Below are 25,112 nucleotides of genomic sequence, written 5' to 3'. Positions count from 1 at the left end.
CGTTCCTGGGATCAACCCGGTGCTGGAGGCCCCGCCGGAACCTACTCGCCCCGGAAGATCTTCCCGACCTTGCCGAGGAACCCCTCGGGCTTGTCGTTCACCTCGTCACCCACCGCGCGGGCGTAGGCGAGGAGCGCGTCGCGGGCCTCGGGGCTCAGCTGGGCGGGCTTGGGCACCATCACGTCGTACTCGACAACCAGATCGCCGTTCCCGCGGCCCTGGAGGCGGGGCATGCCCTTCTCGTGCAGGCGGTGGAGTTCGCCGTGCTGCGTGCCGGGCTTGACCTCCACGCTGACCGGGCCGTCCAGGGTGGGCACCTCGATCCGGCCGCCCAGCGCGGCCTTCGCGAAGCCGATCTTCGCCGGGTAGATCAGGTGCTCGGCCTCGCGGCGCAGCTGCGGGTGCTTTTCCATCTCGATGTGCACGTACAGGTCACCGTTGCCGCCCGGACCCTCGTTGCCCTTGCCCGCCACGCGGATGCGGTAGCCCTCGTCGATGCCGCGCGGCAGCTTGACCTTCACGGGTTCGGCCTTCAGCGTGCGGCCCCGGCCCTTGCAGACCGTGCAGGGGTCCTGGATGATCTGGCCCTCGCCGCGGCACGTGGGGCACGGTTGCTGCGTCTCGACCACGCCGAAGATCGTGCGGGCCTGGGCGCGCACCGCGCCGGCGCCGCCGCACGTCGTGCAGGTCTTGGGCGGCTGGCCGCCGGGTTCGGTGCGGCTGCCGTGGCAGTGCTCGCAGGTGGTCAGGCGGTCGACCATCACCTCGACCTCCTCGCCCGCGCGGGCCTGCGCGAGCGTCACGAAGGCCTCGGTTTCCAGGTCGTCGCCGCGTGCCGGGCCGCGCCGCCCGCGGCCGCCCATGGCGCCGCCGAACAGCTGCTCGAAGATGTCCATGGGATCGAAGCCCGCGCCGCCCATGCCGCCGAAGGGGTCGCCGCCGGGCATGCCTGCACTCGGCGCGCTGCCGTAGCGGTCGTAGTGCGCGCGCTTCTCGGCGTCACTGAGCACCGCGTAGGCCTCGTTGATCTGCGTGAACTTCTCGGACGCGCCGGCTTCCTTGTTGCGGTCCGGGTGGTACTTCAGGGCGAGTTTGCGGTAGGCACTCTTGATCTCGTCGGCGCTCGCGCTGTTCGCCACGCCCAGCAGTTCGTAGTAGTCCATGTGGTGTTCGTCGCCGGGCACCCCTGGTTCATGGGAGCCGGGCCTCCGCCGCACAGGTTAACACGACCACACTCAGGAAAAGTAGGCGCGGGTGGTGGGGGTCGGGGGCTGGGGCCGTGGGTTGCCGCGCCACGCTCCCGCGCTCAGGAGGACGCTGACGACGCCCCGGCTCCGTCCTCCCAGTCGAGGATCACCTTGCCGCTGTGCCCGCCGAGCATGTCGTCGAAGCCCCGCTGGAAGTCCGACACGGCGTAGTGGTGCGTGATGATGGGCGTGAGGTCGAGGCCCGACTGGATCAGCGCGGCCATCTTGTACCACGTCTCGAACATCTCGCGGCCATAGATGCCCCGGATGGTCAGCATCTTGAAGATCACGGCGTTCCAGTCGATGTCCACCCGGCCGGCGGGAATGCCCAGCAGCGCGATCTTACCGCCGTTGTTCATCACGTCCACCATCTGCGCGAAGGCCGCGCCGTTCCCGCTCATCTCCATGCCGACGTCGAAGCCCTCGTGCATGTCCAGTTCGCCCCGCGCGACGTCCCACAGGTTCTCGCGCGCCACGTTCACGGCCCGCGTCACGCCCACCCGGCGCGCGAGGTCGAGGCGATAGTCGTTCACGTCGGTGATGACCACGTTGCGCGCGCCCACGTGCTTCGCCACGGCGGCGGCCATCACGCCGATGGGCCCGGCGCCGGTGATCAGGACGTCCTCGCCCACCAGATCGAATTGCAGGGCCGTGTGCACGGCGTTCCCGAAGGGATCGAAGATCGCGGCCACGTCGTCCGGGATGTCGTCCGGCAGCTTGAAGGCGTTGAAGGCCGGCAGCACCAGGTACTCCGCGAAGGAACCGGGGCGGTTGACGCCCACGCCCAGGGTGTTGCGGCACAGGTGCCGGCGGCCCGCGCGGCAGTTGCGGCAGTGCCCGCACGTGACGTGGCCCTCGCCGCTCACGCGGTCACCGATCTCGAAGCCGCGCACCTCGCTCCCCATCCCGGCGACCACGCCCACGTACTCGTGCCCCACGACCATCGGCACGGGAATGGTCTTGCGTGCCCACTCGTCCCACTTGTAGATGTGGACGTCCGTGCCGCAGATCGAACTCTTGCGCACCCGGATCAGCAGGTCGTTCGGGCCGGGCGTGGGCACCGGCGCGTCCACCATCCAGATGCCCTCCTCCGGATGGAGTTTGCTCAGGGCGCGCATGGTGCGGGGCGGATCGGTGGCAGTCACACCGCGCGTTCTACTGCGGGGCGCGCGTGGCCGCAACGGGGGCGCTCCGGGGAGCGGGACGGAGCGGAACGTGGGCACTCCCATAAGCCCGGCTGCGCCCGGGTCCTGCCCACCGGGGTACGCTGGACACATGATCAAGTACCGCCGCCAGAACGCCCTGGAACCCGAGAAGGACGCCGAGATCAGCGTGAACGTGATTCCCTTCCTGTTCTTCCTGGTGGGCTTCGTGGCCGTGCGCGCCCTGATCCGCACGGCCCAGTCGCGCTGAGTCCGTTACACCCCAGCGGGGGCGGGGACGGTAGGCTGTGGGCATGACCACCCCGTCCCAACCCGAGCAGTTCCGCAGCGCGGGCAGCAACCGTTACGTGATCCCCGGCTGGACCAACCTGGTGCCCGGCAAGCCCGACACCATCGAGATCCAGCTCGACGTGGGCGAGAACGACCTGAAGCGCGCCCAGGCCAGCCTGCTGATCGAGTACTGGGTCACCCCGGACGACATGACGCTCCAGAGCCTGCTGCCGGTGCGGGCGCTGCCCACCGTGCCGGAAGGCTGGTGCGTGTTCGTGCCCGCGCAGGGCCGCGTGCTGGTGCGCGCCATCGACCCGCAGCCGAACCCGCCGGTGCTCGCCAGCCACTGGATCAACGTCGATCCGCAGACGCCGGCCGGCACGACCGTGCACGTCAAGGTGGATTTCCCCGGCGCCGTGAACCAGGCGCGTACCCTGCTGAATCCGTAACGGCCACGCCGAACGCGCCCCGCTGATTGCAGCGGGGCGCGTCGTTCATGTCTGGGCCCGGGAGTCCGGGAGGCCGCCGTCCCTGAACCGCCTCCAGCACTCAGGCCGGCTGGTCCCACAACGTCTGACGAGCGAGTGCGCCGATGGCCAGATAAGGGGACGGCCCGCCGTCAGCGTCCGACGACGTCGAGGACCGCCTCCACGCCGCGGCGGGTGGCCTCCAGCGCGTCCCCGATCCGCCACGCGCCGCGGTCCCGCGGGCCGACAGGGTTGCTCACGCCCCGCACCTCGACCACCGGCACGCCCGCGAGCAGGGCGGCGTGCGCGATGCCGGCGCCCTCCATGCCCTCGGTGAGCGCGCCGGGGTGCCGGGCCACCACGGCCAGCGCTCCCGCCGCCGAACCCGTCACGCTGCTGAGGGTGAGCAGGGGGCCGAACGCGGCGCCGGCTCGGCGGGCGGCCTCCGCCGCTCCGGCCCATACCGGGAAACGCGTGCCCTGGACGGCGTCAGGCCACACGGACAGGCCCAGGGCATCCAGGTCCAGCCACGCGCCGCCGTCCCACGCGCCCAGGTCGGCGTGCACGATCTCGCTCGACACGGCGAGGTCGCCGGGGCCGAGCCCGCTGCCGGGGTACGCGCCGCCGATCCCGGCGCTGACGACCAGAGCGGTCACCCCGGGCTGCACCGCCGCCTGCGTGGCGAGGGCCGCCGCGACCGGGCCGACCCCGCTCACGACCACCCGCGCGCCCAGGTCCGCCAACCGCGCGGCCTCCCCCGCCGTGGCGACGACGATCAGGACGCGGTTACGGTGGGCTGTCACGTCAGTTCAGGCGCAGCCAGTAGTAGTCGTACTTGCCGAGGATCATCGGGTAGGGGGCCTCGCCCACCGCCGGGAAGTGGCTCGCGCCGGCCAGCGTGACGGGCACGCGGCCCACGTGCGCGCCCAGGCCCAGGTGCACCGCCTGCGCGTTCCCGGCGAAGTTGCTCACGATCAGCAGCGTCTCGCCCTCCGTGGTGCGCGTGAAGGCCAGGATGGCGGGGTTGTCGGTGTCGATGAATTCCAGTTCCCCGACCGCGAAGGCCGGGTGGCGGCGGCGCAGTTCCAGCTGCCGGGCCGTCCACTTCAGCAGGCTGCTGGGGTCCTGCTCCTGGCTCTGCACGTTCACGCGCGAGTAGCCGTATACCGGGTCGCCGATGGGCGGGAAGAAGCACTGATCCGGCGTGGCGGTGGAAAAGCCGCCACTCATGCCGGCGTTCCACTGCATGGGCGTACGTACGCCGTTGCGGTCGGCCAGCGACAGGTCGTCGCCCATGCCGATCTCGTCGCCGTAGTACAGGATCGGGCTGCCGGGCAGCGCCAGCAGCACGGTGGTCAGCAGCTCGATGCGGCGGCGGTCGTTGTCCAGCAGCGGCGCCAGCCGCCGGCGGATCCCGACGTTGATCTTCATGCGGGTGTCCGGCGCGTACGCAGCGTACATGAACGCGCGCTCCTCGTCCGTGACCATCTCCAGCGTCAGCTCGTCGTGGTTGCGCAGGAACGTTACCCACTGCCCGAACGCGGGAATGGCCGGCAGGCGGCCCATGATCTCGCGGATGGAGGTGGTGTCCTCCTTTTTCAGGCTCATGTACAGCCGGGGCATGACCGGGAAGTTGAAGCACATGTGGAACTCGGGGTCATGGTCGGTGCCGAAGTACTCGACCACGTCCTCCGGCCACTGGTTGGCCTCGGCCAGCAGCAGACGGCCGGGGTACTCCTCGTCCACCATGCGCCGGATCGACTTGAGGATGTCGTGCGTTTCCGGGAGGTTCTCGCAGTTCGTGCCCTCGCGCTCGATCAGGTACGGCACGGCGTCCACGCGGTAGCCGTCCACGCCCAGGTCGAGCCAGAACCGCGCGGCGTTCAGGATCTCCTCAAGCACCTTCGGGTTGTCGTAGTTCAGGTCCGGCTGGTGGCCGAAGAAGCGGTGCCAGTAGTACTTGCCGCACATCTCGTCGCGCGTCCAGTTGCTGACCTCGGTGTCGGTGAAGATGATGCGGGCACCGGGGTATTCGCTGCCGGCCTCGCTCCACACGTAGTAGTCGTGGTACTCGTTCGGGGAGCCGTCCGGCAGCACCGGGCCGCGCCGGGCCGCCTGGAACCACGGGTGCTCGCTGCTGGTGTGGTTGGTCACGAAGTCCGTGACGACCTTCAGGCCGCGCGAGTGCGCTTCTCGCAGGAACACTTTGAAGTCCTCGAGGGTGCCGAGGTCCGGGTGAATGTTGACATAGTCGGCCACGTCGTAGCCGTCGTCGCGCAGGGGGCTGGGGTAGCACGGCAGGATCCAGATCACGTCCACGCCCAGCGACTTGAGGTAGTCGAGCTTGCCGGTCAGGCCGGGAAAGTCGCCCTTGCCATCGCCGTTGCCGTCCGCGAAGGTGCGGACCGAGAGTTCGTAGAAGACGGCGCTTTTGTACCACTCCGGCGTGGAAACCTGGGTCATGACCTCAAGTGTACCGGAGGCGTCGGGGCGGCCGGAACTCCCGCGCCATGCGAACCTGGGGCATGCCCGACCCCACACTGCGCCCCTACCGCCCGGACGACCGGGCCGCGTGCCTCGCGCTGTTCGCCAGCAACATGCCACATTCCTTCCTGCCGCACGAACACGCGGAGTTCGTCGAGTGGCTGGACGGACTGGACACGCCGGCCGCAGACGAGCGCGCCGAGTACACGGTCGCCCAGGACGGCGGCCGAATCGTCGCCTGCGGCGGGATCTGGTGGACGGAGCACGCGTCAGGCTTCGCGTGGGGCATGGTCGAGCGTGGCCTCCAGCGCCGGGGATACGGCACGCTGCTGGTGCAGGCCCGGCTGGAGCGGCTGCGGGCGCTGGGCGTGGCCGAGGTCGCCCTGGACACCAGCCAGCACACGGCGCCGTACTACGCCCGTTTCGGCTTCCGGGAGGTCCGGCGCGTGCCCGACGGCTACGGCCCGGGCCTGGACCGGGTGGACATGGTGGCGCGGCTGGAGAGATCGGGGAGCTGAAGAGTGACCAGCCGCGTGGGCACAGCCGGACGCCGTCTTCCGAGCTGGGCTCGCTGGTGGTGACACGTCCGGCATCACTCCCGGTTGGCTGTTGCGGAGGTGTTCACATTATGATGACCTGGTCGTCAGTAGCTGTTCCGCGTCGGCCGCGTCCGTCCGCTCGCCTTCCTCGTCCAAGTGGTCCCAGGGTCCGTGGCGGGCGAGCCCTGCGCCGCCGGACACGCTGCACCCTGCCCTGCTCGGAGCTTCCGGCCGCCCGCTCGCCCTGTCCCGCCTCGCCACATTGCCCCAGAGGAGCCGCCATGTCCGCCACCCTGTTTATCCGGCATGCCGTCGACGATTACGCCACGTGGAAACCCGTCTACGATTCCACCCTCGACCTGCGCCAGCGGTCGGGAACCGTTGGGGCCAGCGTTCACCGCGACAGCAGCAACCCGAACATGGTCGTGGTCACGCTGACGTTCGGCACCCTGGCGCAGGCCCGCGACTTCGAGGGCTCTGAGGAATTGAGGGCCGCCATGGGCCGCGCCGGCGTGAGCGGCCCGCCGGACTTCTGGCTCACCGAGGACATCGAGCAGACCGCGAACTGAATTCATCACGGCTGATATCCGGGAGCATCGGTCGGCAGCGCAGTTTCAGAATTCGACCTGCGCGGCGAGGGAGTTGGAGGCCGCCGAACCAGTGCGAGAGGGTATGGGCCGCGATCTGCCAAGGGCCAGCACACACGCGGAAGCCGTATGAGCCTCCGTCGTTGATCCTGGAGAAGGAGACCCGTATGGCCAAGATCGTGTTCATGACGACCGGACTGCTGCACGAACCGTGGGGCCACCCACAAGTACGGGAATTCGAGGATCGGATCGCCGGAGTCTTCGGCGGGGCAGCGTCCTGCCAGGGCTTTCTTGGCCTCCGCTGGCCGCCGGGTGACAGCACACCGCTGGTGTACCGCACCCCGGACCAGGCGGGCCGGACGGCGAACACGCTGACGGTGTGGCAGGATCTGGAATCCGCCTTCGCGTTCGCATACGCGGGCCTGCATGCCGAGGCCATGGGCAAGCGCCAAGACTGGTTCGCCCACAGCGAGTGGCCCGGCTACGCCGCGTGGTGGGTGCCCGACGACCACGAGCCCACCTGGCCGGACGTCCATGCCCACTTCGACCGCCTGTGTCACGACGGGCCGAGCCCGGACGCCTTCGATTTCAAGCACGCCTTCGGCCCGGACGGTCAGCCGTACCAGCTCGACCGTGAGGCGGCCAAGGTCCTCATGCGGCGCAACAAGATGCAGGGCGTGCTGACCGGCTACCTGGGCGCATGGAACGAGCCGGACGCCGCGACTCGCCGGCTCCTGCTAGACCGGGTCTGGGCGCCGGACGGACACTACACCGATCCCGGCTCGCATGCTACGGACCTCGCGGGTCTGGACGCCATCATCGGTGCGTTCCACGCGGCCAATCCCGGCGCGGTCTTCTCGCAGGAGGGGGACTTCGACCTTCACCACAGTCATGTGCGGTTCTTCTGGCATCTGACCCTGCGGCCCGGCGTGGAGCTGCGCGGCATGGACTACGCGCAGGTGAATGCAGCGGGGCAGATCAAGACAATTGTGGGCTTCTTCTAAGCAGCTGTCACTGGACCACCTGGCAGAGATGCCACGCACGGAGAAACATTCCGGTCGTGCCACAACAGCCGTCCTGCTGACCACCCAGACTGCTGCCGACTGACCAGCGCATCATGGAGGCTCGATAGGAGGCCACATGAAGGCAGTTGTGCGGAACTGGAAGGACGTCCCGGCCGAGGAACCCGCGCCGGGTGTCACGCGGAAGTACGTCCACGGCGAGCAGGCGATGGTCGCGCAGTTTGAACTCGGCGGCGGGAGCGTCGTGCTGTGGCACGAACATCCGCACGAGCAGATCAGCGTGATCGTGTCGGGCCGGCTGCGCTTCGAGTTCGGCTCGCCGGACGCGCCGGACATCATGGAGGCCGCCGCAGGCGACACGGTGGTCATCCCGGGGGGGTTGCCGCACCGGGTGACGGTGCTGGAGGGCGCGCGGGTGCTTGACGTGTTCGCCCCGCCGCGCGAGGACTGGACCCTCGCCCGCGTGGAGGCCACGGATGCTGGATGACCTGGATGCCGTGGCCGCCGCGCCCGAGCACCACACCGTGCTGTTCGAGGACGACCGGGTGCGCGTCCTGGAGACGATCATCCGGCCCGGCGAGCAGACGGCCGTGCACACCCACGTGTGGAGCGGCGTGCTGTACGTGATCGGCTGGAGTCCGTGCGTGCGCTACGACGAGCACGGCGCCGTGATGATGGACTCGGTGCGGGACGGCGTGTCGCCTGCGCCGGGCACGGCGGGCGCGGCCGCGCCGCTGCCCCCGCACTCGCTGAGGAACGTGGGCACGCAGGACATCCACGTGATCCTGACAGAGTTCAAGACGGCGTAGACGCGCAGCGCGCCCGGGAGGACGACGTGGACATCAGCGGCGACACACAGGCCCCACCCCCCGAGACCCTCGACCCGCAGGACTGGGCGGCCATGCGCGCCCTGGCCCACCGCATGGTGGACGACGCGCTGGACAGCGTGGCGACGCTGCGCGAGCGCCCGGCGTGGCAGCCGGTGCCGCCGGAGGTCGAGGCCCGCCTGCGCGTGCCGGCCCCGTGGGAGCCGCAGGGGGCCCAGGCCGCCTACGCGGACTACCTGAGCGACGTGCAGCCCTACCCGATGGGCAATGTCCACCCGCGCTTCTGGGGCTGGTACATGGGCAACGGCACGGTGCTGGGCGCGCTGGCGGAATTCCTGGCGGCGACCATGAACCCGAACGTGGGCGGCGGCAACCACGTGGCAAGCCTGGTCGAATCGCAGGTAATCGACTGGATCAAGGAGCTGCTGGACTTCCCGACTGACGCGAGCGGGCTGCTGGTCAGCGGCGCGTCGATGGCCAACTTCGTGGCGCTGGCGGTCGCCCGCAACGTGAACGCGGGCTTCGATGTGCGCGAGCTGGGCATGGCCGCCGCCCCGCAGCCGCTGGTGGTCTACGCCTCCACAGAAGTCCACAGCTGCATGCAGAAGGCCGCCGAGGCGCTCGGCCTGGGCCGCGTGGGGCTGCACAAGGTCGCGGTCAGCGAGGACTACACGCTGGACGTGGCCGCGCTGGAGCGGGCGATCCGGGACGACCGCGCCGCCGGGCGGCGGCCCATCGCGGTGGTCGGGAACGCCGGCACCATCAACACCGGGGCCATCGACGACCTGAACGCGCTGGCCGACCTCTGCGCGCGCGAGAACCTGTGGTTCCACGTGGACGGCGCCATCGGCGCGGTGGCGGTGCTGTCGGACGCGGTGCGCCCGCTGCTGCGCGGCATCGAGCGGGCCGACTCGGTGGCGCTCGACCTGCACAAGTGGCTGCACATGCCCTTCGAGGCCGGCTGCGTGGTCGTGCGGTCCGAACCCGCGCACCGGGGCACCTTCACCCTGACGCCGGAGTACCTGGTGCACGAGAAGCGGGGACTGGCGGCCGGCGCGGTGTGGTTCTCCGACTACGGCCTGCAGCTCTCCCGGCAGTTCCGGGCACTGAAGGTCTGGATGTCCATCAAGGAGCATGGTCTGAAGCGCTTCGGCCGCATGATGACCCGCAACGTTGAGCAGGCGCACTACTTCGCGAGCCTGGTGGACGCCGATCCACTGCTGGAGCGCATGGCCCCGGTCGGGCTGGACATCGTGTGCTTCCGCTTCCATCCCGGTGGCGTGGACGGCAGCGCGCTGGACGCCCTGAACAGGGAGATCCTGATGGAGCTGCACGAGCAGGGCATCGCGGTGCCGTCGTATACCACGCTGCACAGGCGTTACTGCCTGCGCATCGCCATCGCCAACCACCGCAGCGTGCAGGACGACTTCGACGTGCTGGCGCGCGAGGTGGTGCGGATCGGACAGGAGCTGGCCGCCCGGACGCCAGCCAGCGCACCCGCAGAGGAGACCGCATGACGACCATCCCCGAACTCCACCCCGACACCACGCCCGGCCCGGTCGCCCTGACGGTGCACGACCTGGAGGGCATGACCGCCTTCTACCGCCGGGTGCTGGGCCTGAATGAACTCGTGCACGAGGACGGCGCCGCGGTGCTGGGCACGCCCGAGGGCACGCCGCTGCTGGCCCTGCTCGGCCGGCCGGACGCGCCCGTGCCCGCCGCGAACGCCACGGGCCTGTACCACCTGGCGGTCGTGCTGCCCACCCGGCCGGATCTGGCGCGCTGGTTTACGCACGCCTTTCCGCTGGGCATCCGGCTGGGCCAGTCGGATCACTACACGCACGAGGCCTTCTACCTGCACGACCCGGAGGGCAACGGTATCGAGGTCTACCACGACTGGCCGCAGGAGCAGTGGCCCTTTGACCGCGACACCCGCCGCATGACGGAAGGGGCCGCGCGGCGCGAGGACATCCGAATCCGGGAGCTGCTGAACACGCAGGACACGGATCAGGTCTGGACCGGAGCGCCCGACGGCACGCGCATGGGGCATGTGCACCTGAAGATGGCCGACGCCGGGGCCACGCACGACTTCATGGCGCGCGGGCTGGGCCTGAACATCACGGCGCAGTCGCCGGACATGGTATTCGCGGCGGCGGGCGACTACCACCACCACGTCGGGAACAACGCGTGGCGCAGCCGGGGCGGCCCCACGCCACAGCCCGGCTCACGCGGCCTGCACCACTGGACGCTTCAGGTGCCGGACGCGGCGGACCTGGACCGCGTCACGGAGCGCCTACGGGCGGCGGGCCACGACGTCACGCCGCTGGGGCGCGGCGTGCAGGCGCGCGATCCGTCCGGGAACCGCGTGGTGGTCGTGCCCGGCGCGGCGCAGGTGCCGGACGTGCTGGCCGCCCTGCACGCCTGACCCGCGGGCGTATCCTCCGGGCACCACATCCCACCCTGGAGGAGTCATGGACGAACGCGCGATCTTCGACGGACATCCGCTGGTCGAACCGACCGAGGCCCTGCGGCGCGTGGCCCCGGTCACGCCCGAGGTGGCCGGGCAGTTGCGCGCCGCCGATCCGCGCGCGTACTGGGAGGGCGTGGCGGACGAGCTGACGTGGTTCATGCGCTGGGAGAGTGTGCTGGAGGGCGGGTTCGGAGACTTCCGGTACTTTCCGGGCGGGACGACCAACGTGTCCGTGAACTGCGTGGATCGCCATCTGGACGCGCACGGCGACCGCGCAGCGCTGCACTACGAGCGCGAGGACGGCGCGCGGGACACGTGGACCTACCGGCAGCTATACGCCGAGATGAACCGCGTGGCCGCCGCGCTGCACGGTCTGGGCGTGGTGCCGGGCGACCGCGTGACGCTGTACTCCTCAAACGTGCCCGAGGCCTTCGCGGCGGTGCAGGCGTGCTACCGCCTGGGGCTGGTGTACTCCGTGAGCTTCGCGGGCTTCTCGGCCGCAGCGGTGCGTGACCGTCTGCTGGACAGCCGGCCGCGCGTGGTGTTCGTCACGGACGGCAGCGTGCGGCGCGGCAAGGTGGTGCCCCTGAAGGCCACGCTGGACGAGGCGCTGGAGGGCGTGGACTCGGTCGAGCGCGTGGTGGTCATCCCGCGCCTGGGGCTGGACGTCCCCATGACGCCGGGCCGGGACGTGCTCTACGCGGACTTCACCGCCGGCATGCCGGCCGAGTTCCCGCCGACGCCGCTGGAGGCGAACGCGCCGGGCTTCATCATCTACACGTCCGGCACGACGTCCAGGCCCAAGGGGCTGGTGCATTCGGGCATCGGGTTCCTGGTGGGCGCGTACGCGAACACCAAGTGGGCGCTGAACATCCGCCCCGACGACGTGTACTGGTGCACGGCGGACATCGGGTGGCTGGTCATGCCGATCTTCGGCGCGGTGGGCGGACTGGCGCAGGCGGCCACGCTGGTGGTGTACGAGGGCGCGCCGGACTACCCGTCGCCCGCGCACTTCTACGACGTGCTGGGCCGCTACGGCGTGAACAAGCTCTTCACCGCGCCCACGCTGCTGCGCATGCTGCGCCGCGCCGGCGACGACGTGATCGCGCACACGGAGCGGCTGGAACTGGTTTCTCTGGTGGGCGAGCCGCTCGACCCGGACACCTTCCACTGGACACGGGACGTGCTGGGCGGCGGCCACGCCTTCGTGAACAACACCTACGGCCAGACCGAGACCGGCAGCGCGTGGGCGTCGTGCATGGTCGGCGTCACGCCCACCAAGGCCGGCTCGTGCGGCCACGCCCTCCCCGGCTACGTGCCGGAGGTGGTGGACGAGGACGGCGCGCCCGTTCCCGCCGGAACGCTCGGCTACCTGACGCTCACGCAGCCGTTCCCGTGCCTGGCGCGCACCATCTGGGGCGATCACGAGCGCTACCTGGACACGTACTTCCGCCGCTTCCCCGGCCGCTACTTCACCGCGGACGCCGCCGCCATCGATCCCGACAGTCAGGTGTGGGTCACCAGCCGCGTGGACGACGTGATCAACGTCTCCGGGCACCGGATTGGCACGATGGAACTCGAGTCCGCCCTGATCACCCACCCGGCCGTGTCGGAAGCGGCCGTGATCGGCGTGCCGGACGAGGTCAGGGGGGCCGTGCCACTCGCGTTCGTGATCCTGCGGGCCGGGCACACGCCGAGTGCAGAGCTGGAGGGCAACCTCGCCGCGCAGATCGAGGCTGGGGTGGGCGCGTACGCCCGGCCGCAGCGGGTGGTCATCACGCCCACGCTACCGCGCACGCGCTCGGGCAAGATCATGCGCCGGCTGCTGCGCGACCTCGTGGCGCAGGGGACGGTCACGGGCGACCTGACGTCGCTGGACAACCCGGACGCGCTGGAGCAGGTGCAGCGGGAGCTGGGCCGGGTCTGAACCGGCACACAAAGCGAAGGAGGCCACATCAGTGGCCTCCTTGCAGTTGGCTGGGGCACTAGGACTCGAACCTAGATCGACAGTGTCAGAGACTGGTGTCCTGCCATTGGACGATGCCCCACTACGCGTGCTCCCGCTTGTGACCGGAGCGACAGGGAGTATATCGGGCGGGCCGCGGGCCGTCAAGACCGCGTGGGGGCCGCGTGCGGGCGCGGGGCGCGAAAGAAACGCATCAGAATTCGCTGCACTGCGTTTAGATCGTGCTTGTGACGGGACTTGCGGTCTGTTACACTGAGGTGTTGCCGCGCCGTTGTCGAGTCCCAAGGCTCGCGCGGGCAGGTATCAGGCAGGGTACGCGGCCAGCTGGCCCCGCACCCAGGAGGACAAGAGTTCATGGAAGACAACACCCAGACCCCCGCCGAAAACGGCGGGACTCTGCCCGCGACGGGCACCGCCCCCACCAGCGCTCCCACCCCCGTGGAGGAGCGTGAATACCCGGCCATGACCATGGAGGACATCCTCGCCAGCGAGGCGCAGGAACCCCAGAGTGTCACGCGCGGGGACATCGTGGACGGCACCATCGTGTTCATCGGCCAGGAAGGCATCGCCGTGGACATCGGCGCGAAGGTCGAGGGCATCATTCCCCTCAACCAGCTCGGCGACGAGCCCGTGACCCTCGAACAGGCCCAGGAGATGTACAAGCAGGGCGAGCAGATCGAGGCCTACGTCGTCCGCGTCGACCTGCCCAACAGCCAGATCGTGCTGAGCAAAAAGCGCGCCGATCAGGACAAGGGCTGGCGCGTCCTGGAAAAGATGCAGGAGGCCGACGAGGCCTTCGAGGTCGAGGTGCTCGAGAAGGTGCGCGGCGGTCTGGTGGCCCAGGTCGAGGGCATCCGCGCGTTCCTGCCGGCGTCGCAGGTGGACACCCGCCGCGTGAACGACCTCGACCCCTACGTGGGCAAGCCGCTGCAGGTCAAGCTGATCGAGCTCAACCGCAAGCGCAACCGCGTGATCATCTCGCACCGCGCGATCATGGAGGCCGAGAAGGCCAAGGCCCGCGAAGCGACCGTGCACCAGCTGACCCCCGGCGCGCAGTTCGAGGGTGAAGTCGTGGAGATCACGGACTTCGGCGTGTTCGTGAACCTGGGCGGCATCGACGGTCTGGTGCACCGCAGCGAACTCACCTACGGCCGCTTCAACCACCCGCGCGACGTGGTCAAGGTGGGCGACAAGGTCAATGTCCAGGTCATCGACGTGGACGAGGGCCGCGAGCGCATCAACCTGAGCATGAAGGCCCTGACCCAGGACCCCTGGGAAGGCGCGACCGAGCGCTACCACATCGGCCAGAAGGTCAAGGGCAAGGTCACGAACCTCACCAACTTCGGCGCGTTCGTGGAACTCGAGCCCGGCCTGGAAGGGCTGGTGCACGTCAGCGAGATGAGCTGGACCAAGCGCGTGCGTCACCCCAACGAAGTCATGAAGGAAGGCGACGAGGTCGAGGCCGTGATCCTGCGGATCGACCCCAAGGAGCGCCGCATCTCGCTCGGCATCCGTCAGACCACCGACGATCCGTGGAGCGCGCTGCCCGACCGCTACCCGCCCGGCACGCCCGTCAAGGGCAAGATCACCGGCATGACGGACTTCGGCGTGTTCATGGAGATCGAGGAAGGCATCGAGGGCCTGATCCACATCAGCGAACTCGACCTGAACCGCGTGAACAACCCCGCCGACCTGTTCAAGAAGGGTGACGAGATCGAGGCGATGATCCTGAACATCGACCCCGTGGAGCAGCGCGCCAGCCTCAGCCGTCGCCGCTTCCTGGGCGGTGGCCCCGCGCCCACCCGCGAGGGTGGCGGCGGCGCCCGCGACTACGTGTCGCAGGGCGGCGGCGCGCGCAGCGACCGCTACAGCAGCGGCGGCGCCCGCACCGGTGGCGGTGGCCGCGGTGGCCGTGGCCGCGACGCGGACTACGCCTACAACGCCAAGGACGCGCAGCAGGGCGGCAAGATCAGCACCAAGCTGGGCGACGTGTACGCCGATCTGTTCGCGCAGTTCGGCCTGGGCGGCGACAAGAAGGCCGACACCAGCACCGAGTCGGGCACCGACACGGCCAGCGACAAGACCGAGGACACCCAGGCGTAAGCCCGGTCTCCCCATGCCGCGCCCCGGACGCCACGTGCGTCCGGGGCGTTTCTTGATGTCCGGTGGGGGCCGCGCGGCAGAGCGCTAGCATCGGGACGTCTGTATCGTTCCAGTCTGTCCAGCACCCCTGTCAGGAGGACTTCCATGAACATCATCGTCACGGGCGGCAGCGGCAAACTCGGCCGCGCCACCATCCGCGAGTTGCAGGCCCACGGGCACTGGGTGCTGAATCTGGACGCCGCGCCGCCGAAGGCCGCGCAGGGCCCGTTCACCCGCGTGGACCTAACCGACTTCGGCGAGGTGATGGGCGCGCTGTCTGGCATCGACCAGCAGTACTCCCGGGGCACCATCGACGCAGTGGTTCATCTCGCGGCGATTCCGGGGCCGACGCAGCGGCCGGATCACGTGACCTTCGCGGAGAACATCGTCAGCACGTACAACGTCTTCGAGTCGTGCGTGCGTCTGGGCATCGACAACGTGGTGTGGGCGTCCAGCGAGACGCTGCTGGGCTACCCCTTCGACGGGCCGCCCGCGAGCGTGCCCATCACCGAGAGCGTGCGCGAGAGCCGCGTGTCGTACGCGCACTCGAAGCTGCTGGGCGAGGTGCTGGCCGAGCAGTACGGCCGCGAGCACCCGGCGATGAAGCTGGTCTGCCTGCGCTTCTCGAATGTCCTCGACCCCGACGCCGGCGACTACGACGGGCTGGAGGCGTGGCAATCCGACCCGCAGGTACGCAAGTGGAACCTGTGGACGTATATCGACGTGCGGGACGCCGCGCAGGCCGTGCGGCTGGGCGTGGAGACCGAATTGACCGGCATGGAGGCCTTCATCATCGCCAACGAGGACAGCGTGATGCGCCGCCCCAGCCGCGAGCTGCTGGAGGAGGTCTTCCCCGGCGTGCCGTACACGCAGGACGTGCCGGGCACCCAGTCCTTCTACGACATCAGCAAGGCGAAATCCATGCTGGGGTTCAAGCCCACACACAGCTGGAGGGAGGGCTGATGCAGTACGTCAAGCTGGGCCGCAGCGGTGTGAAGGTCTCGCGGATCGCGCTGGGCTGCATGTCCTACGGCGATCCCGCGTGGCGCGACTGGGTGCTGCCCGAGGAGCACGCCCGGCCCTTCTTCGAGCGGGCGCTGGAGCTGGGCATCAATTTCTTCGACACCGCCGACATGTACTCGCTGGGCCGCAGCGAGGAGATCACCGGCAAGGCGCTGCGCGACCTGGCGCGGCGGGACGAGATCGTCCTGGCGACCAAGGTGCACGCCCCGATGGGCGACGGCGTGAACCAGCGTGGGCTGTCGCGCAAGCACATCCTGGACGGCGTGCACGCCAGCCTCAGGCGTCTGGGCACCGACTACATCGACCTGTACCAGATCCACGGGCGCGACCCCGACACGTCCATGGACGAGACGCTGGGCGCCCTGCACGACCTCGTGCGGCTGGGCATGGTGCGGTACATCGGCGTGTCGAACCACTACGCGTACCAGGTGGCCCGCGCGCAGTACCTCGCGGACCTGCGCGGCTGGTCGCGCTTTGTCAGCGTGCAGGACCAGTACAGCCTGCTGTACCGCGAGGAGGAGCGCGAGATGCTGCCGCTGTGCCGCGAGGAAGGTATCGGCTTCCTGCCGTGGAGCCCGCTGGCGCGCGGCTTCCTCGCCGGGAACCGCAGGGGCGACGAGGGGCAGACGACGCGCGGCGGCAGCGACGTGATGAGCCGCCACCTCTTCGGCAGTGACGCCGATCAGGAGATCGTGCGCCGGGTGGACGCCCTGGCCCACGAGAAGGGCGTAACTGCCTCGCAGGTCGCCCTGGCGTGGGTGCTGCGCCAGCCGGGCGTGACCGCACCGATCATCGGCGCGACCAAAGCCCACCATCTGGAGCAGGCCGTGGCCGCCGTGGACCTGACCCTCACGGACGACGAGGCGCGGAGCCTGGAGGCCCCCTATGTCACGCGGCCCAGCACGCTGAGCTGAGGCGCGCCCTCTCCCCCGCTACGCGCCGGTCGGGTCGATCAGGCCGAAGGTGCCGTCCGGGGCGGCCTGGGCGGCCAGGGCCGCGAGCGCGTGATCGCGGCGGGCCTCGCCCAGCCACGCGTGCCAGTACGCGCCCATGGTGCCGAGCACCAGCGCCGCCGGCACGCGATCGGCCGGAACGCGCGGGCAGTACAGCAGGTCCATGTTCGTGACCGGGCCGCCGTTCTCGCCGCCCGCAGGCTGCTGGTACGTCACGTCCACCTGCCGGAAGCCCAGGTGCGCGAACACGGCCCGGCGGCGCACCGGATCGGAGCCCACGGCGCGCTCCTCCGCCAGTTCCCGCGGCGTCAGGCGCTGCGGGGCCACCACGTCGATGAACACGCCCGCCACGTGTCCGCCCACCGCTTCGTCCAGCAGGGCCATGCGCCGGTCGTGCAGCAGCCGCGCCACACCCTGGCCCCGGACCTGCTGGGCGGTCGCCATGTAGCTGGAGAAGCCCGTGCCGACCTGCGGGAAGGCGTGGAACACGGTGCCGCCCACCACCCGGCCGGCCTGCTCCGCGACCAGCAGCAGGTTGCGCCGCTCAGGGCTCTGCCACTCCAGCAGGCGCACGAGGTACGCGGCGGGAATGAGCATGTCCGGTTCGAAGTACGTGCGGTCCTGCAACTCCCCGAAGGCCGCGATGGCGGGATCACTCGGGTCCGTGATCTGCCGCAGCGTGATCGGCTCTGTGCTGGCGTCGGGCACGGCGCGTCAGCCCTCGGTGAGGTCCGGGTGCCGGGCACGCGCGAAGGCGCCCTGGGCGCTGAACTCGCCGGCCAGCTTCTCGTACTCCCCGCCGGTGCACAGTTCCCACGACCCGCGCTGGTCCGCCCACTCGGTGTCCATCACGCGCAGCAGCGCCTCGCGGTGCGTGTCGTCCAGCACGGGCGCGATCACCTCCACGCGGCGGTCGAGGTTGCGGCTCATCCAGTCGGCACTGCCGAAGTACACCTCCGGCTGCCCGGCGTTCCCGAAGGCGTACAGCCGCGCGTGCTCCAGATAGCGGCCCAGCAGCGAGCGCACCCGCACCGTCTCCGAGAGGCCCTTGAGGCCCGGGCGCAGGCAGCACACGCCGCGGATGATCAGCTCCACGCGCACCCCGGCGGCCGACGCGCGGTACAGCGCCTCGATCATGCCGGGGTCCGTCAGCTGGTTCACCTTCACGCGCACCCACGCGTCCTGGCCGTCCGCGGCGTGGCGGGCCTCGCGCTCCATCAGCGCCTCGAAGCCCAGGCGGGCGGTGTCGGGCGCGACCAGCAGGTGCGAGTACTCGGCCTCGGCGTAGCCGGTCAGGTGGTTGAACAGCTCCGCGATGTCCGCGCCCAGTTCCGGGTCCGCCGAGAGCAGGCTGAAGTCCGTGTACAGCCGCGCGGTCTTCGGGTTGTAGTTCCCGCTGCCGATGTGCATGTACCGCCGCAGGCCGCCCTCCTCGCGCCGCACGACCAGCGCGACCTTGGCGTGCGTCTTGAGGCCGGCCATGCCGTACACCACGTGTGCGCCCGCGTGCTCCAGCTTCCTGGCCCACGAGATGTTGCGCTGCTCGTCGAAACGCGCCTTGAGCTCGATCATGGCGACGACCTGCTTGCCGTTCTCGGCCGCCTCGCGCAGCGCGCCCAACAGCCTGGGGTCGTCGCCGGTGCGGTACAGCGTCTGCTTGATCGCCAGCACCTGCGGATCGCGCGCCGCTTCCTCCAGGAAGTTCAGGACGTTCGTGAAGCCGTCGTAGGGATGGTGCAGCAGCACGTCGCCGCGCCTGAGCGTGGTGAAGATCCCGCCCTCCTCGTCCTGGTCGAGGTCCGGTACGGCCGGCACGTAGGGCGCATATGCCAGGTCCGGGCGCTGCACCGGCAGGCCCATCAGGTCCGCGGTGCCCAGCGGGCCGTCCAGCAGGAAGATGTCGTCCGGCGCGAGGTGCAGCCGCTCCTGCAGGAAGGTCACGATGCCCGGCGGCGTGCCCTGCACGACCTCCAGCCGCACCGCCGCCCCGAAGCGCCGACGCCGCAGGCCGTCCTCGATGGTGGCGAGCAGGTCCTCGGCTTCCTCTTCCTCGAACTCGTAGTCGGTGTTGCGGGTCACGCGGAACACGTGCGCGGCCAGCACCCGGCGGCCCTTGAACAGGTCCCCGATATGCGCGGCGATCACGTCCTCCAGCAGCAGCAGCGCGTCGCCCACCGTCACGATGCGCGGCAGCACCCCCACCGGCACCTTCACTCGCGCGAAGTCCGGTTCCTCGCCCTCGCCGGCGTCGAGCAGCACCGCGAGGTTCAGGCTGAGGTTACTCAGGTACGGAAAGGGGTGGCTGGGGTCCACGATCAGCGGGGTGAGCACCGGCTGGATCTGCGACAGGTACTGCTCGCGCAGCGCCGCGCGGGCGCGTTTACCCAGGTCCTGCACGCGCACGAGCTTCACGCCGTCCGCGCCGAGTTCCTTGAGGGTCTTGCGGGCGGCCTTCTCGATCTCACGCAGCATGTCGTGCGTGCGCCGGCGCACCAGGTTCAGCGTCTCGCGCGGGCTCAGACCGTCTGGGCCGGGCGTGCTGACCCCTGCAGCGATCTGGCGGTGGACGCCCGCCACGCGCACCATGAAGAACTCGTCGAGGTTGCTGCCGCAGATCGCCGCGTACTTCAGGCGCTCCATGGGCGGGTTCCGGGCATCGCGCGCCTCGGCCAGCACCCGCTCGTTGAAGGCCAGCCACGACAGTTCGCGGTTCAGGTAGCGGCTGTCCTCGTTGGCGACGGTGCTGTGGGTGCTGCCCACCGTGTCCTGGGCGTCCCGCGCCCGCGCGCCGTTCCCGCCCCGGCGTCCCCGCTCCTTGGGCCGGCGGGGGGCCTCGGCGGCAGGCTGGTCGGTGGTCGCGGGGAGGACAGCGGTGGTCTGGCGGGACACAGTCATAACTCCTTCATAAGAGAGCAGTCGGTCATCAGGGGACGGTCAGTGAATGCACATCCAGCATTCTGACTTCCATTAAACCAGGGCTGAAATGAGAGCGGCGGGGCCGGACGCGGTCTCCCGTCCTGGCCCCGCCGCCCGGAGGGGGTCACACCTTCTTGAACAGCAGCGCGGCGTTCTGGCCGCCGAACGCGAAGGAGTTCGACAACACGTACTCCACCTGCCGCTCGCGCGCGCCCTCCGGGATGTAGTCCAGCCCCAGTTCCGGGTCGGAATCGGTCAGGTTGATGGTCGGCGGCAGCACTCCGTCGGCCAGCGCCTGCGCGGACGCGATCGCCTCGATGGCCCCCGCCGCGCCGAGGAGGTGCCCGGTCATGGACTTGGTCGAGCTGATCGCCAGCTTCCCGGCGTGGTCACCGAACACGTGCTTGATCCCCTGCGTCTCGTGCAGGTCGTTGTAGTACGTGCTGGTGCCGTGCGCGTTGATGTACCCCACCTGCTCGGGGTTCGTGCCGCCGGTCGCCAGGGCCATGCGCATCGCCACCTGCGCGCCGCGGCCCTCGGGGGCGGGCATGGTGATGTGGTGCGCGTCGGCCGAGGTGCCGTAGCCCACGATCTCGGCGTAGATCTTCGCGCCGCGCTTGACCGCGTGCTCGTACTCCTCGAGGATCAGCACGCCCGCGCCCTCGCCCAGCACGAAGCCGTCGCGGGTGGCGCTGAAGGGCCGGCTGGCGTGCTCCGGGTCGTCGTTGCGGGTCGAGAGGGCCTTCATGTTCGAGAAGCCGCCCACCGCCATCTGCGTGATGCTCGCCTCGGCCCCGCCCGCGATCATGACGTCCGCCAGCCCCAGCTGGATCCAGCGGGCGGCGTCCCCGATGGCCCCGGTGCCCGTCGCGCACGCGGTGACCACCGTGCTGCTCGGGCCGGTCGCGCCGTAGCGCATGGCGACGTGCCCGGCGCCCATGTTCGCGATCTGCATCGGAATGAACATCGGGCTGATACGCCCGGGGCCGCGCTCCACGTTCACGCGCGCCTGGTCCTCGAAGGTCTTCATGCCGCCGATCCCGCTGCCGATCACGGTGCCGGTGCGCTCGCCGCGCAGCTGCTCCTCGGTCAGGCCGCTGTCCTTGACTGCCAGCGCCGCGCCGACCAGGGCGAGCTGCACGTAGCGGTCGAGTTTGCGGGCCTCGCGCGGATCGAGCCACTCGTCCAGGCTGCCCTGCACCTCGCCGGCGATCTTGCTGGCCGTGTCCGAGGCGTCGAAGCGCGTGATCCGCACCACGCCGCTCTTGCCGGCCCGCTGCGCCTGCGCGAAGGCCTCGGCCCCGATCCCGATGGGCGTCACCGGGCCCAGGCCCGTGATGACCACCCGTTTTAGTCCCGTCACGCTCAAGGCATCCCTCCCCGCGCGTCAGGGCGGAGTGCGGCATGCACCGCGCCTCCGCCCCGACTGTCCTGCCCGGCCTCCCACGCGGGGAAACCGGGGCGCGCGTTTACTGCTTGTTCTCGATGTAATCGACGGCGGCCTGCACGGTGCGGATGCTCTCGGCATCCTCATCGCTGATGGTCACGCCGAACTTGTCTTCCAGACCCATGATCAGCTCGACCGTCTCCAGGCTGTCGGCCCCCAGGTCCTCCACGAAACGGGCCTCGGGCACCACCTTGTCTGCGTCCACGCCGAGCTTCTCGACGATCACGTCCTTCACATCATCAAATGTCGCCACGCTGTCTACCTCCTGTCCTTGAAGTCTGCGCCAGTCTACACGTGTTCCGCGCCACAGTCACCGGTTCTGGACGTGGTGCAAAGGACGACGGGCACTGGGGCGCAGAGAGGGCGGACCACGGCCTGCTTCCTCCTCAGTGCGGGTGCGACCCGCCGTCCACGCCGATGGTCTGGCCAGTGATGTACCCGGCGGCGTCCGACGCGAGGAAGGTGACCAGCGCCGCCACCTCCTCCGGCTGCCCGAAGCGGCCGAGCGGGATGTCCTTGCGGTACGCCGCCTGCACGTCCTCGGGCAGGTCGGCCGTCATGTCCGACTGAATGAAGCCGGGGGCCACGGCGTTGACCGTGATGCCGCGCCCGCCGTACTCCTTGGCCAGGGCCTTGGTCAGCCCGATCAGGCCCGCCTTGCTCGCCACGTAGTTCGCCTGCCCGGGATTGCCGCTCAGGCCCACCACCGACGCGATGTTGATGATCCGCCCGGAGCGCGCCCGCATCATGTGCTTGATGGCCGCGCGGCACGCCACGAAGGCGCTCGACAGGTTGGTCTGGAGCACCGCGTCCCAGTCCTCGTCCTTCATACGGATCGCCAGGCCATCGCGGGTGATGCCGGCGTTGTTCACCAGCACGTCCAGCCGGCCCATGCCCTTGATGACGTCCTCGACCAGGGTGCCGGCGTTGGCGGGCGTGGTCAGGTCGGCGCCGAACACCCCGGCGTCTACGCCATGCGACCGGATCTCGTCGGCCACTTTCGCGGCCTCGTCGGCATTGCGGCCGTAGTGAACGGCGACGTCGAAGCCCGCCTGGGCGAGCGAGAGGGCCATGGCGCGGCCCAGGCCCCGGCTGCTGCCGGTCACCAGGGCGACTTTGCGTTGAGAAGTGTCGGTCATGGAATTCCTTTGATCAGGGTGAAGACAGTGGAGCCAGTGGTCCCGTGGTACTCACAGGACCACTTCACGCCATCGGCAGTCTGCTGAACCACCGGGCAGGAGAGGAAGGTGCCGCCGATGCCTGTGAAGCGTAAGGACAGACCGGACGGAACCGGCGACGTCTGTGGCCTGAGGTAACGGTACTGGCCAAAGCCATTTACCCCACCCTCGACGTCGGATGTCCGGCCATCCAAGGTGGCCGTTCCGGTCACGGTGTAGGAGCTGTCGCTCTGGTACGTCGCCGTCAGGTTCAGGGTCAACATCGACGGCGCAGCCGCGTCCACGGGCACCTGGCCCGTCCAGACGCCCCGCAGAATCCTGGGATCGGACGCAAAGTTGACCGTCTCGCGGGTGTCCGGCGGAGCGGGTGTCCACTGGCACGCGGTCAGCACGGCGAGTGCGGTCACGGCGGCCAGCACGGCCTTCACAGCGCGAAGTCCTGCACCTGCGCGGCCGTGCCGACGTTCACGGTGCGGGCGTCCGGCAGGATGCGCTTGACAAGGCCGGTGAGCACCGTGCCGGGGCCGAACTCGACGAACACGTCGGCGCCGGCGTCGTGCAGCGCCCGGATGATCTCGACCCAGCGCACGGCGCCCGTGATCTGCCGCGCGAGCAGGCCCGGCAGCGCGGCGGCGTCCATGCTCGGCTGGGCGGTCACATTCGCGTAGACGGGGAACGCGGGGACGTGGAAGGTGGCGGCGTCCAGCGCCGGCGTCAGGCCGTCCTGCGCGGGCTGCATCAGGGCGCAGTGGAAGGGCGCGCTGACCTTCAGGGGAATGGCCTTCAGGCCGCGCCCCTTCAGCTCGGCCCCGGCGGCCTCGACGGCGGCCTTCTCGCCGGAGATGACCGTCTGGATGGGCGCGTTGAAGTTGGCGGGCTGCACGACCCCCACCTGCGCCGAGCAGACCTCCTGCACCGCCGCCGGGTCGCCCATGATGGCGCTCATGGCCCCCACGCCGACCGGCACCGCCGCCTGCATCAGTTCTCCGCGCCGGCGGGTCAGGCGCAGGGCGTCCGCGAGGTCCAGCGCGCCGGCCGCGACCAGCGCGGAGTATTCACCCAGCGAGTGCCCGGCGGCGAAGGCGGGGGTCAGCCCGGTGTGCGCGGCCCACGCGCGGTACGCGGCCACGCTGGCGGCGACCAGCGCGGGCTGCTGGTTGGCGGTCAGCGTCAGGTCGTCCAGCGGGCCGGACTCGATCAGGGCGCGCAGGCCCGGCAGGGTGGCCTCGGCGGTGGCGTAGGTCTCCCCCGCGTCCGGGAAGGCGGCGGCGATGTCCACGCCCATGCCGACGGCGTGCGAACCCTGGCCGGGGAACAGCGCGGCGATGCGGAGCGGAGCGGTCACGCGACCGCCTCCGCGTGCGCGCGGGCGTGCAGCGACGGGGCGCCGCCCCACCAGCGCATGGTGCCCGCCGCCCAGCTCAGGCCGCCGCCGAAGGCGACGAGCAGGAGCTGCTGGCCGTCGCGGACACGGCCGTCGTCCACGGCCTCGCGCAGGACGAGGGGAATCGTGGCGGAACTGGTGTTGCCGTACCGGTCGAGGTTGACCACCGTCTTCTCCATGGGAATCCCGAAGCGGTCCATGGCCGCCTCGATGATCCGGATGTTCGCCTGGTGCGGAATGACCCAGTCCACGTCGGCGCTACCCAGTCCGGTCTTCTTCAGCACCTCGGTGCCGCTGTTGCCCAGCACGCGCACCGCGAACTTGAAGACCTCACGGCCGTTCATGTCGGCCTTGGGGCCCATGCGGGTGCCGTCGGGCAGGCGGTCGGCGATACAGCCCTTGAAGAGCGCCGGGCCGCCCGCGCTGTCGGCACCCAGGATGAACTCCTGAAAGCCGTAGCCCTCGGGCACCGGGCCGACCACGGCTGCGCCCGCGCCGTCCCCAAACAGGATCGCGGTGTTGCGGTCGTCCTGGTCCACGATCTTCGTGAGTACCTCGCCGCCCACGACCAGGACGCGCCGGGCGGTGCCCGCCAGGATCAGGCCCTGCGCCATGCTCAGGCCGTACACGAAGCCCGAGCACGCGGTCGAGAGGTCAAAGGCCCCACAGCCCGCCAGCCCCACCTGTCCGGCGATCAGCGCGGCGGTGCTGGGGAACAGGGCGTCCGGGCTGGCGGTCGCGCAGATCACCACGTCCACGCCCCGCAGGGCGTCCGGATCGCGGGACAGCAGGTCGCGCACCGCGCCGATCCCCATGTGCGACGTGAACTCGTCCGGCGCCGAATAGTGGCGCTCTCGGATCCCGGTGCGTGACTCGATCCACTCGGCGGTGGTGTCCAGCCTGGCCTCGAAGTCGGCGTTTGTGACGACGGTGGGCGGCGCGTAACTGCCCAGCGCGGTGATGCCCAGGCTGGGCCGGCCCCCCGCGCGTGTGGTGGGTGCGTCCATGCCCCCACCGTAACATTGCC

25 protein-coding genes and 1 tRNA gene are annotated in these 25,112 nt (G+C 70.1%); 13 read left to right on the top strand and 13 right to left on the bottom strand.

Translation table 11 applies throughout. The annotated features are described in order from the left end of the window. Positions 1-41: 41 nt before the first annotated feature. On the bottom strand, positions 42-1,163 hold the full coding sequence (dnaJ, locus tag HNQ07_RS21890; protein ID WP_184115857.1) for a molecular chaperone DnaJ: 1,122 nt from the start codon (positions 1,161-1,163) through the stop codon (positions 42-44). A 143-nt stretch (positions 1,164-1,306) separates the two neighbouring features. Next, on the bottom strand, positions 1,307-2,365 hold the full coding sequence (tdh, locus tag HNQ07_RS21885; protein WP_184115856.1) for an L-threonine 3-dehydrogenase: 1,059 nt from the start codon (positions 2,363-2,365) through the stop codon (positions 1,307-1,309). 157 nt (positions 2,366-2,522) lie between these two features. On the opposite strand from tdh, the gene HNQ07_RS21880 reads away from it, so the two are divergent. Together HNQ07_RS21880 and HNQ07_RS21875 are read left to right on the top strand one after the other, a co-directional pair. Beyond that, positions 2,523-2,660, top strand: a complete 138-nt coding sequence (locus HNQ07_RS21880; RefSeq protein ID WP_184115794.1) for a hypothetical protein — start codon at positions 2,523-2,525, stop codon at positions 2,658-2,660. 43 nt (positions 2,661-2,703) lie between these two features. Then, complete coding sequence (locus HNQ07_RS21875) at positions 2,704-3,129, top strand: uracil-DNA glycosylase (protein WP_184115792.1); 426 nt, start codon at positions 2,704-2,706, stop codon at positions 3,127-3,129. Positions 3,130-3,299: 170 nt separating this feature from the next. Here the strand turns inward: HNQ07_RS21875 and mqnB are convergent, their stop codons facing one another. Together mqnB and treS are read right to left on the bottom strand one after the other, a co-directional pair. Beyond that, entirely contained in the window at positions 3,300-3,950 is a 651-nt protein-coding gene (gene mqnB / locus HNQ07_RS21870; RefSeq protein ID WP_184115790.1) for a futalosine hydrolase, read from the bottom strand. Position 3,951: 1 nt separating this feature from the next. Next, a complete protein-coding gene (gene treS / locus HNQ07_RS21865; protein ID WP_184115788.1) occupies positions 3,952-5,610 on the bottom strand; it encodes a maltose alpha-D-glucosyltransferase in 1,659 nt (552 codons plus the stop codon). 62 nt (positions 5,611-5,672) lie between these two features. Here treS and HNQ07_RS21860 point away from each other — a divergent pair, with 62 nt between their 5' ends. The 8 genes from HNQ07_RS21860 (at position 5,673) to HNQ07_RS21825 (ending at position 13,003) form a co-directional block, all read left to right on the top strand. Then, positions 5,673-6,149 (top strand): GNAT family N-acetyltransferase, encoded by a 477-nt coding sequence (locus HNQ07_RS21860; protein ID WP_184115786.1) that lies wholly within the window; start codon positions 5,673-5,675, stop codon positions 6,147-6,149. Between the two features lie 302 nt (positions 6,150-6,451). Then, entirely contained in the window at positions 6,452-6,739 is a 288-nt protein-coding gene (locus HNQ07_RS21855; RefSeq protein ID WP_184115785.1) for a cyclase, read from the top strand. 185 nt (positions 6,740-6,924) lie between these two features. Then, entirely contained in the window at positions 6,925-7,761 is an 837-nt protein-coding gene (locus tag HNQ07_RS21850; RefSeq protein WP_184115784.1) for a DUF3291 domain-containing protein, read from the top strand. Positions 7,762-7,897: 136 nt separating this feature from the next. Then, on the top strand, positions 7,898-8,266 hold the full coding sequence (locus HNQ07_RS21845) for a cupin domain-containing protein (RefSeq protein ID WP_184115783.1): 369 nt from the start codon (positions 7,898-7,900) through the stop codon (positions 8,264-8,266). Then, positions 8,256-8,588: a cupin domain-containing protein gene (locus HNQ07_RS21840; RefSeq protein ID WP_184115782.1), complete on the top strand. Its 333-nt coding sequence runs from the start codon at positions 8,256-8,258 to the stop codon at positions 8,586-8,588. Before HNQ07_RS21845 ends, HNQ07_RS21840 begins: the two co-directional genes overlap by 11 nt. A 26-nt stretch (positions 8,589-8,614) precedes the next feature. Continuing rightward, the gene (locus HNQ07_RS21835) at positions 8,615-10,123 is read left to right on the top strand and encodes a pyridoxal phosphate-dependent decarboxylase family protein (protein ID WP_221275283.1); all 1,509 of its coding nucleotides are present in this window, start codon (positions 8,615-8,617) and stop codon (positions 10,121-10,123) included. Further along, complete coding sequence (locus HNQ07_RS21830; protein ID WP_184115781.1) at positions 10,120-11,031, top strand: VOC family protein; 912 nt, start codon at positions 10,120-10,122, stop codon at positions 11,029-11,031. Before HNQ07_RS21835 ends, HNQ07_RS21830 begins: the two co-directional genes overlap by 4 nt. A gap of 46 nt (positions 11,032-11,077) precedes the next feature. Then, the gene (locus tag HNQ07_RS21825; RefSeq protein ID WP_184115780.1) at positions 11,078-13,003 is read left to right on the top strand and encodes an acetate--CoA ligase; all 1,926 of its coding nucleotides are present in this window, start codon (positions 11,078-11,080) and stop codon (positions 13,001-13,003) included. 47 nt (positions 13,004-13,050) lie between these two features. Here HNQ07_RS21825 and HNQ07_RS21820 read toward each other — a convergent pair. Further along, positions 13,051-13,124: transfer RNA gene (locus HNQ07_RS21820), tRNA-Gln, on the bottom strand. A 272-nt stretch (positions 13,125-13,396) separates the two neighbouring features. Between HNQ07_RS21820 and HNQ07_RS21815 the strand changes: the two genes are divergently transcribed. The 3 genes from HNQ07_RS21815 to HNQ07_RS21805 all read left to right on the top strand — a co-directional run bounded on the left by HNQ07_RS21815 (position 13,397) and on the right by HNQ07_RS21805 (position 17,121). Continuing rightward, entirely contained in the window at positions 13,397-15,145 is a 1,749-nt protein-coding gene (locus HNQ07_RS21815; protein WP_184115778.1) for a 30S ribosomal protein S1, read from the top strand. A 144-nt stretch (positions 15,146-15,289) separates the two neighbouring features. After that, positions 15,290-16,147 carry an NAD-dependent epimerase/dehydratase family protein gene (locus HNQ07_RS21810; RefSeq protein WP_184115776.1) on the top strand — a complete coding sequence of 286 codons (858 nt, stop codon included), beginning with the start codon at positions 15,290-15,292 and terminating at the stop codon, positions 16,145-16,147. Next, positions 16,147-17,121: an aldo/keto reductase gene (locus tag HNQ07_RS21805; RefSeq protein ID WP_184115774.1), complete on the top strand. Its 975-nt coding sequence runs from the start codon at positions 16,147-16,149 to the stop codon at positions 17,119-17,121. Before HNQ07_RS21810 ends, HNQ07_RS21805 begins: the two co-directional genes overlap by 1 nt. 18 nt (positions 17,122-17,139) lie before the next feature. Here the strand turns inward: HNQ07_RS21805 and HNQ07_RS21800 are convergent, their stop codons facing one another. The 8 genes from HNQ07_RS21800 to HNQ07_RS21765 all read right to left on the bottom strand — a co-directional run bounded on the left by HNQ07_RS21800 (position 17,140) and on the right by HNQ07_RS21765 (position 25,092). Beyond that, the gene (locus HNQ07_RS21800; RefSeq protein ID WP_184115772.1) at positions 17,140-17,868 is read right to left on the bottom strand and encodes a GNAT family N-acetyltransferase; all 729 of its coding nucleotides are present in this window, start codon (positions 17,866-17,868) and stop codon (positions 17,140-17,142) included. 6 nt (positions 17,869-17,874) lie between these two features. After that, positions 17,875-20,055, bottom strand: a complete 2,181-nt coding sequence (gene ppk1, locus HNQ07_RS21795; protein ID WP_184115770.1) for a polyphosphate kinase 1 — start codon at positions 20,053-20,055, stop codon at positions 17,875-17,877. A 145-nt stretch (positions 20,056-20,200) separates the two neighbouring features. After that, complete coding sequence (gene fabF / locus HNQ07_RS21790; RefSeq protein ID WP_184115768.1) at positions 20,201-21,445, bottom strand: beta-ketoacyl-ACP synthase II; 1,245 nt, start codon at positions 21,443-21,445, stop codon at positions 20,201-20,203. A 100-nt stretch (positions 21,446-21,545) separates the two neighbouring features. Next, entirely contained in the window at positions 21,546-21,776 is a 231-nt protein-coding gene (gene acpP, locus HNQ07_RS21785; protein ID WP_136390806.1) for an acyl carrier protein, read from the bottom strand. Between the two features lie 133 nt (positions 21,777-21,909). Then, on the bottom strand, positions 21,910-22,662 hold the full coding sequence (fabG, locus tag HNQ07_RS21780; protein WP_184115766.1) for a 3-oxoacyl-[acyl-carrier-protein] reductase: 753 nt from the start codon (positions 22,660-22,662) through the stop codon (positions 21,910-21,912). Beyond that, the gene (locus HNQ07_RS21775) at positions 22,659-23,129 is read right to left on the bottom strand and encodes a hypothetical protein (protein WP_184115764.1); all 471 of its coding nucleotides are present in this window, start codon (positions 23,127-23,129) and stop codon (positions 22,659-22,661) included. The genes fabG and HNQ07_RS21775 overlap by 4 nt, the downstream gene beginning before the upstream one ends. Beyond that, positions 23,126-24,046 carry an ACP S-malonyltransferase gene (fabD, locus tag HNQ07_RS21770; RefSeq protein WP_184115762.1) on the bottom strand — a complete coding sequence of 307 codons (921 nt, stop codon included), beginning with the start codon at positions 24,044-24,046 and terminating at the stop codon, positions 23,126-23,128. Before fabD ends, HNQ07_RS21775 begins: the two co-directional genes overlap by 4 nt. Beyond that, a complete protein-coding gene (locus HNQ07_RS21765) occupies positions 24,043-25,092 on the bottom strand; it encodes a beta-ketoacyl-ACP synthase III (RefSeq protein WP_184115761.1) in 1,050 nt (349 codons plus the stop codon). The genes fabD and HNQ07_RS21765 overlap by 4 nt, the downstream gene beginning before the upstream one ends. Positions 25,093-25,112 lie beyond the last annotated feature (20 nt).

The organism is Deinococcus metalli (assembly GCF_014201805.1).
Taxonomy (GTDB): Bacteria; Deinococcota; Deinococci; order Deinococcales; family Deinococcaceae; genus Deinococcus; species Deinococcus metalli.
The sequence above is the reverse complement of the archived record's forward strand: the minus strand, read 5'-3'. Positions and strand labels throughout refer to the sequence as shown.

Excerpts from the sequence above, each read along its gene's own strand:
- dnaJ (WP_184115857.1), bottom strand. The coding sequence starts at position 1,163 with ATGGACTACTACGAACTGCTGGGCGTGGCGAACAGCGCGAGCGCCGAC.
- tdh (WP_184115856.1), bottom strand. The coding sequence starts at position 2,365 with ATGCGCGCCCTGAGCAAACTCCATCCGGAGGAGGGCATCTGGATGGTG.
- HNQ07_RS21880 (WP_184115794.1), top strand. The coding sequence starts at position 2,523 with ATGATCAAGTACCGCCGCCAGAACGCCCTGGAACCCGAGAAGGACGCC.
- HNQ07_RS21875 (WP_184115792.1), top strand. The coding sequence starts at position 2,704 with ATGACCACCCCGTCCCAACCCGAGCAGTTCCGCAGCGCGGGCAGCAAC.
- treS (WP_184115788.1), bottom strand. The coding sequence starts at position 5,610 with ATGACCCAGGTTTCCACGCCGGAGTGGTACAAAAGCGCCGTCTTCTAC.
- HNQ07_RS21860 (WP_184115786.1), top strand. The coding sequence starts at position 5,673 with ATGCCCGACCCCACACTGCGCCCCTACCGCCCGGACGACCGGGCCGCG.
- HNQ07_RS21855 (WP_184115785.1), top strand. The coding sequence starts at position 6,452 with ATGTCCGCCACCCTGTTTATCCGGCATGCCGTCGACGATTACGCCACG.
- HNQ07_RS21850 (WP_184115784.1), top strand. The coding sequence starts at position 6,925 with ATGGCCAAGATCGTGTTCATGACGACCGGACTGCTGCACGAACCGTGG.
- HNQ07_RS21845 (WP_184115783.1), top strand. The coding sequence starts at position 7,898 with ATGAAGGCAGTTGTGCGGAACTGGAAGGACGTCCCGGCCGAGGAACCC.
- HNQ07_RS21840 (WP_184115782.1), top strand. The coding sequence starts at position 8,256 with ATGCTGGATGACCTGGATGCCGTGGCCGCCGCGCCCGAGCACCACACC.
- HNQ07_RS21830 (WP_184115781.1), top strand. The coding sequence starts at position 10,120 with ATGACGACCATCCCCGAACTCCACCCCGACACCACGCCCGGCCCGGTC.
- HNQ07_RS21825 (WP_184115780.1), top strand. The coding sequence starts at position 11,078 with ATGGACGAACGCGCGATCTTCGACGGACATCCGCTGGTCGAACCGACC.
- HNQ07_RS21815 (WP_184115778.1), top strand. The coding sequence starts at position 13,397 with ATGGAAGACAACACCCAGACCCCCGCCGAAAACGGCGGGACTCTGCCC.
- HNQ07_RS21810 (WP_184115776.1), top strand. The coding sequence starts at position 15,290 with ATGAACATCATCGTCACGGGCGGCAGCGGCAAACTCGGCCGCGCCACC.
- HNQ07_RS21805 (WP_184115774.1), top strand. The coding sequence starts at position 16,147 with ATGCAGTACGTCAAGCTGGGCCGCAGCGGTGTGAAGGTCTCGCGGATC.
- ppk1 (WP_184115770.1), bottom strand. The coding sequence starts at position 20,055 with ATGACTGTGTCCCGCCAGACCACCGCTGTCCTCCCCGCGACCACCGAC.
- fabG (WP_184115766.1), bottom strand. The coding sequence starts at position 22,662 with ATGACCGACACTTCTCAACGCAAAGTCGCCCTGGTGACCGGCAGCAGC.
- HNQ07_RS21765 (WP_184115761.1), bottom strand. The coding sequence starts at position 25,092 with ATGGACGCACCCACCACACGCGCGGGGGGCCGGCCCAGCCTGGGCATC.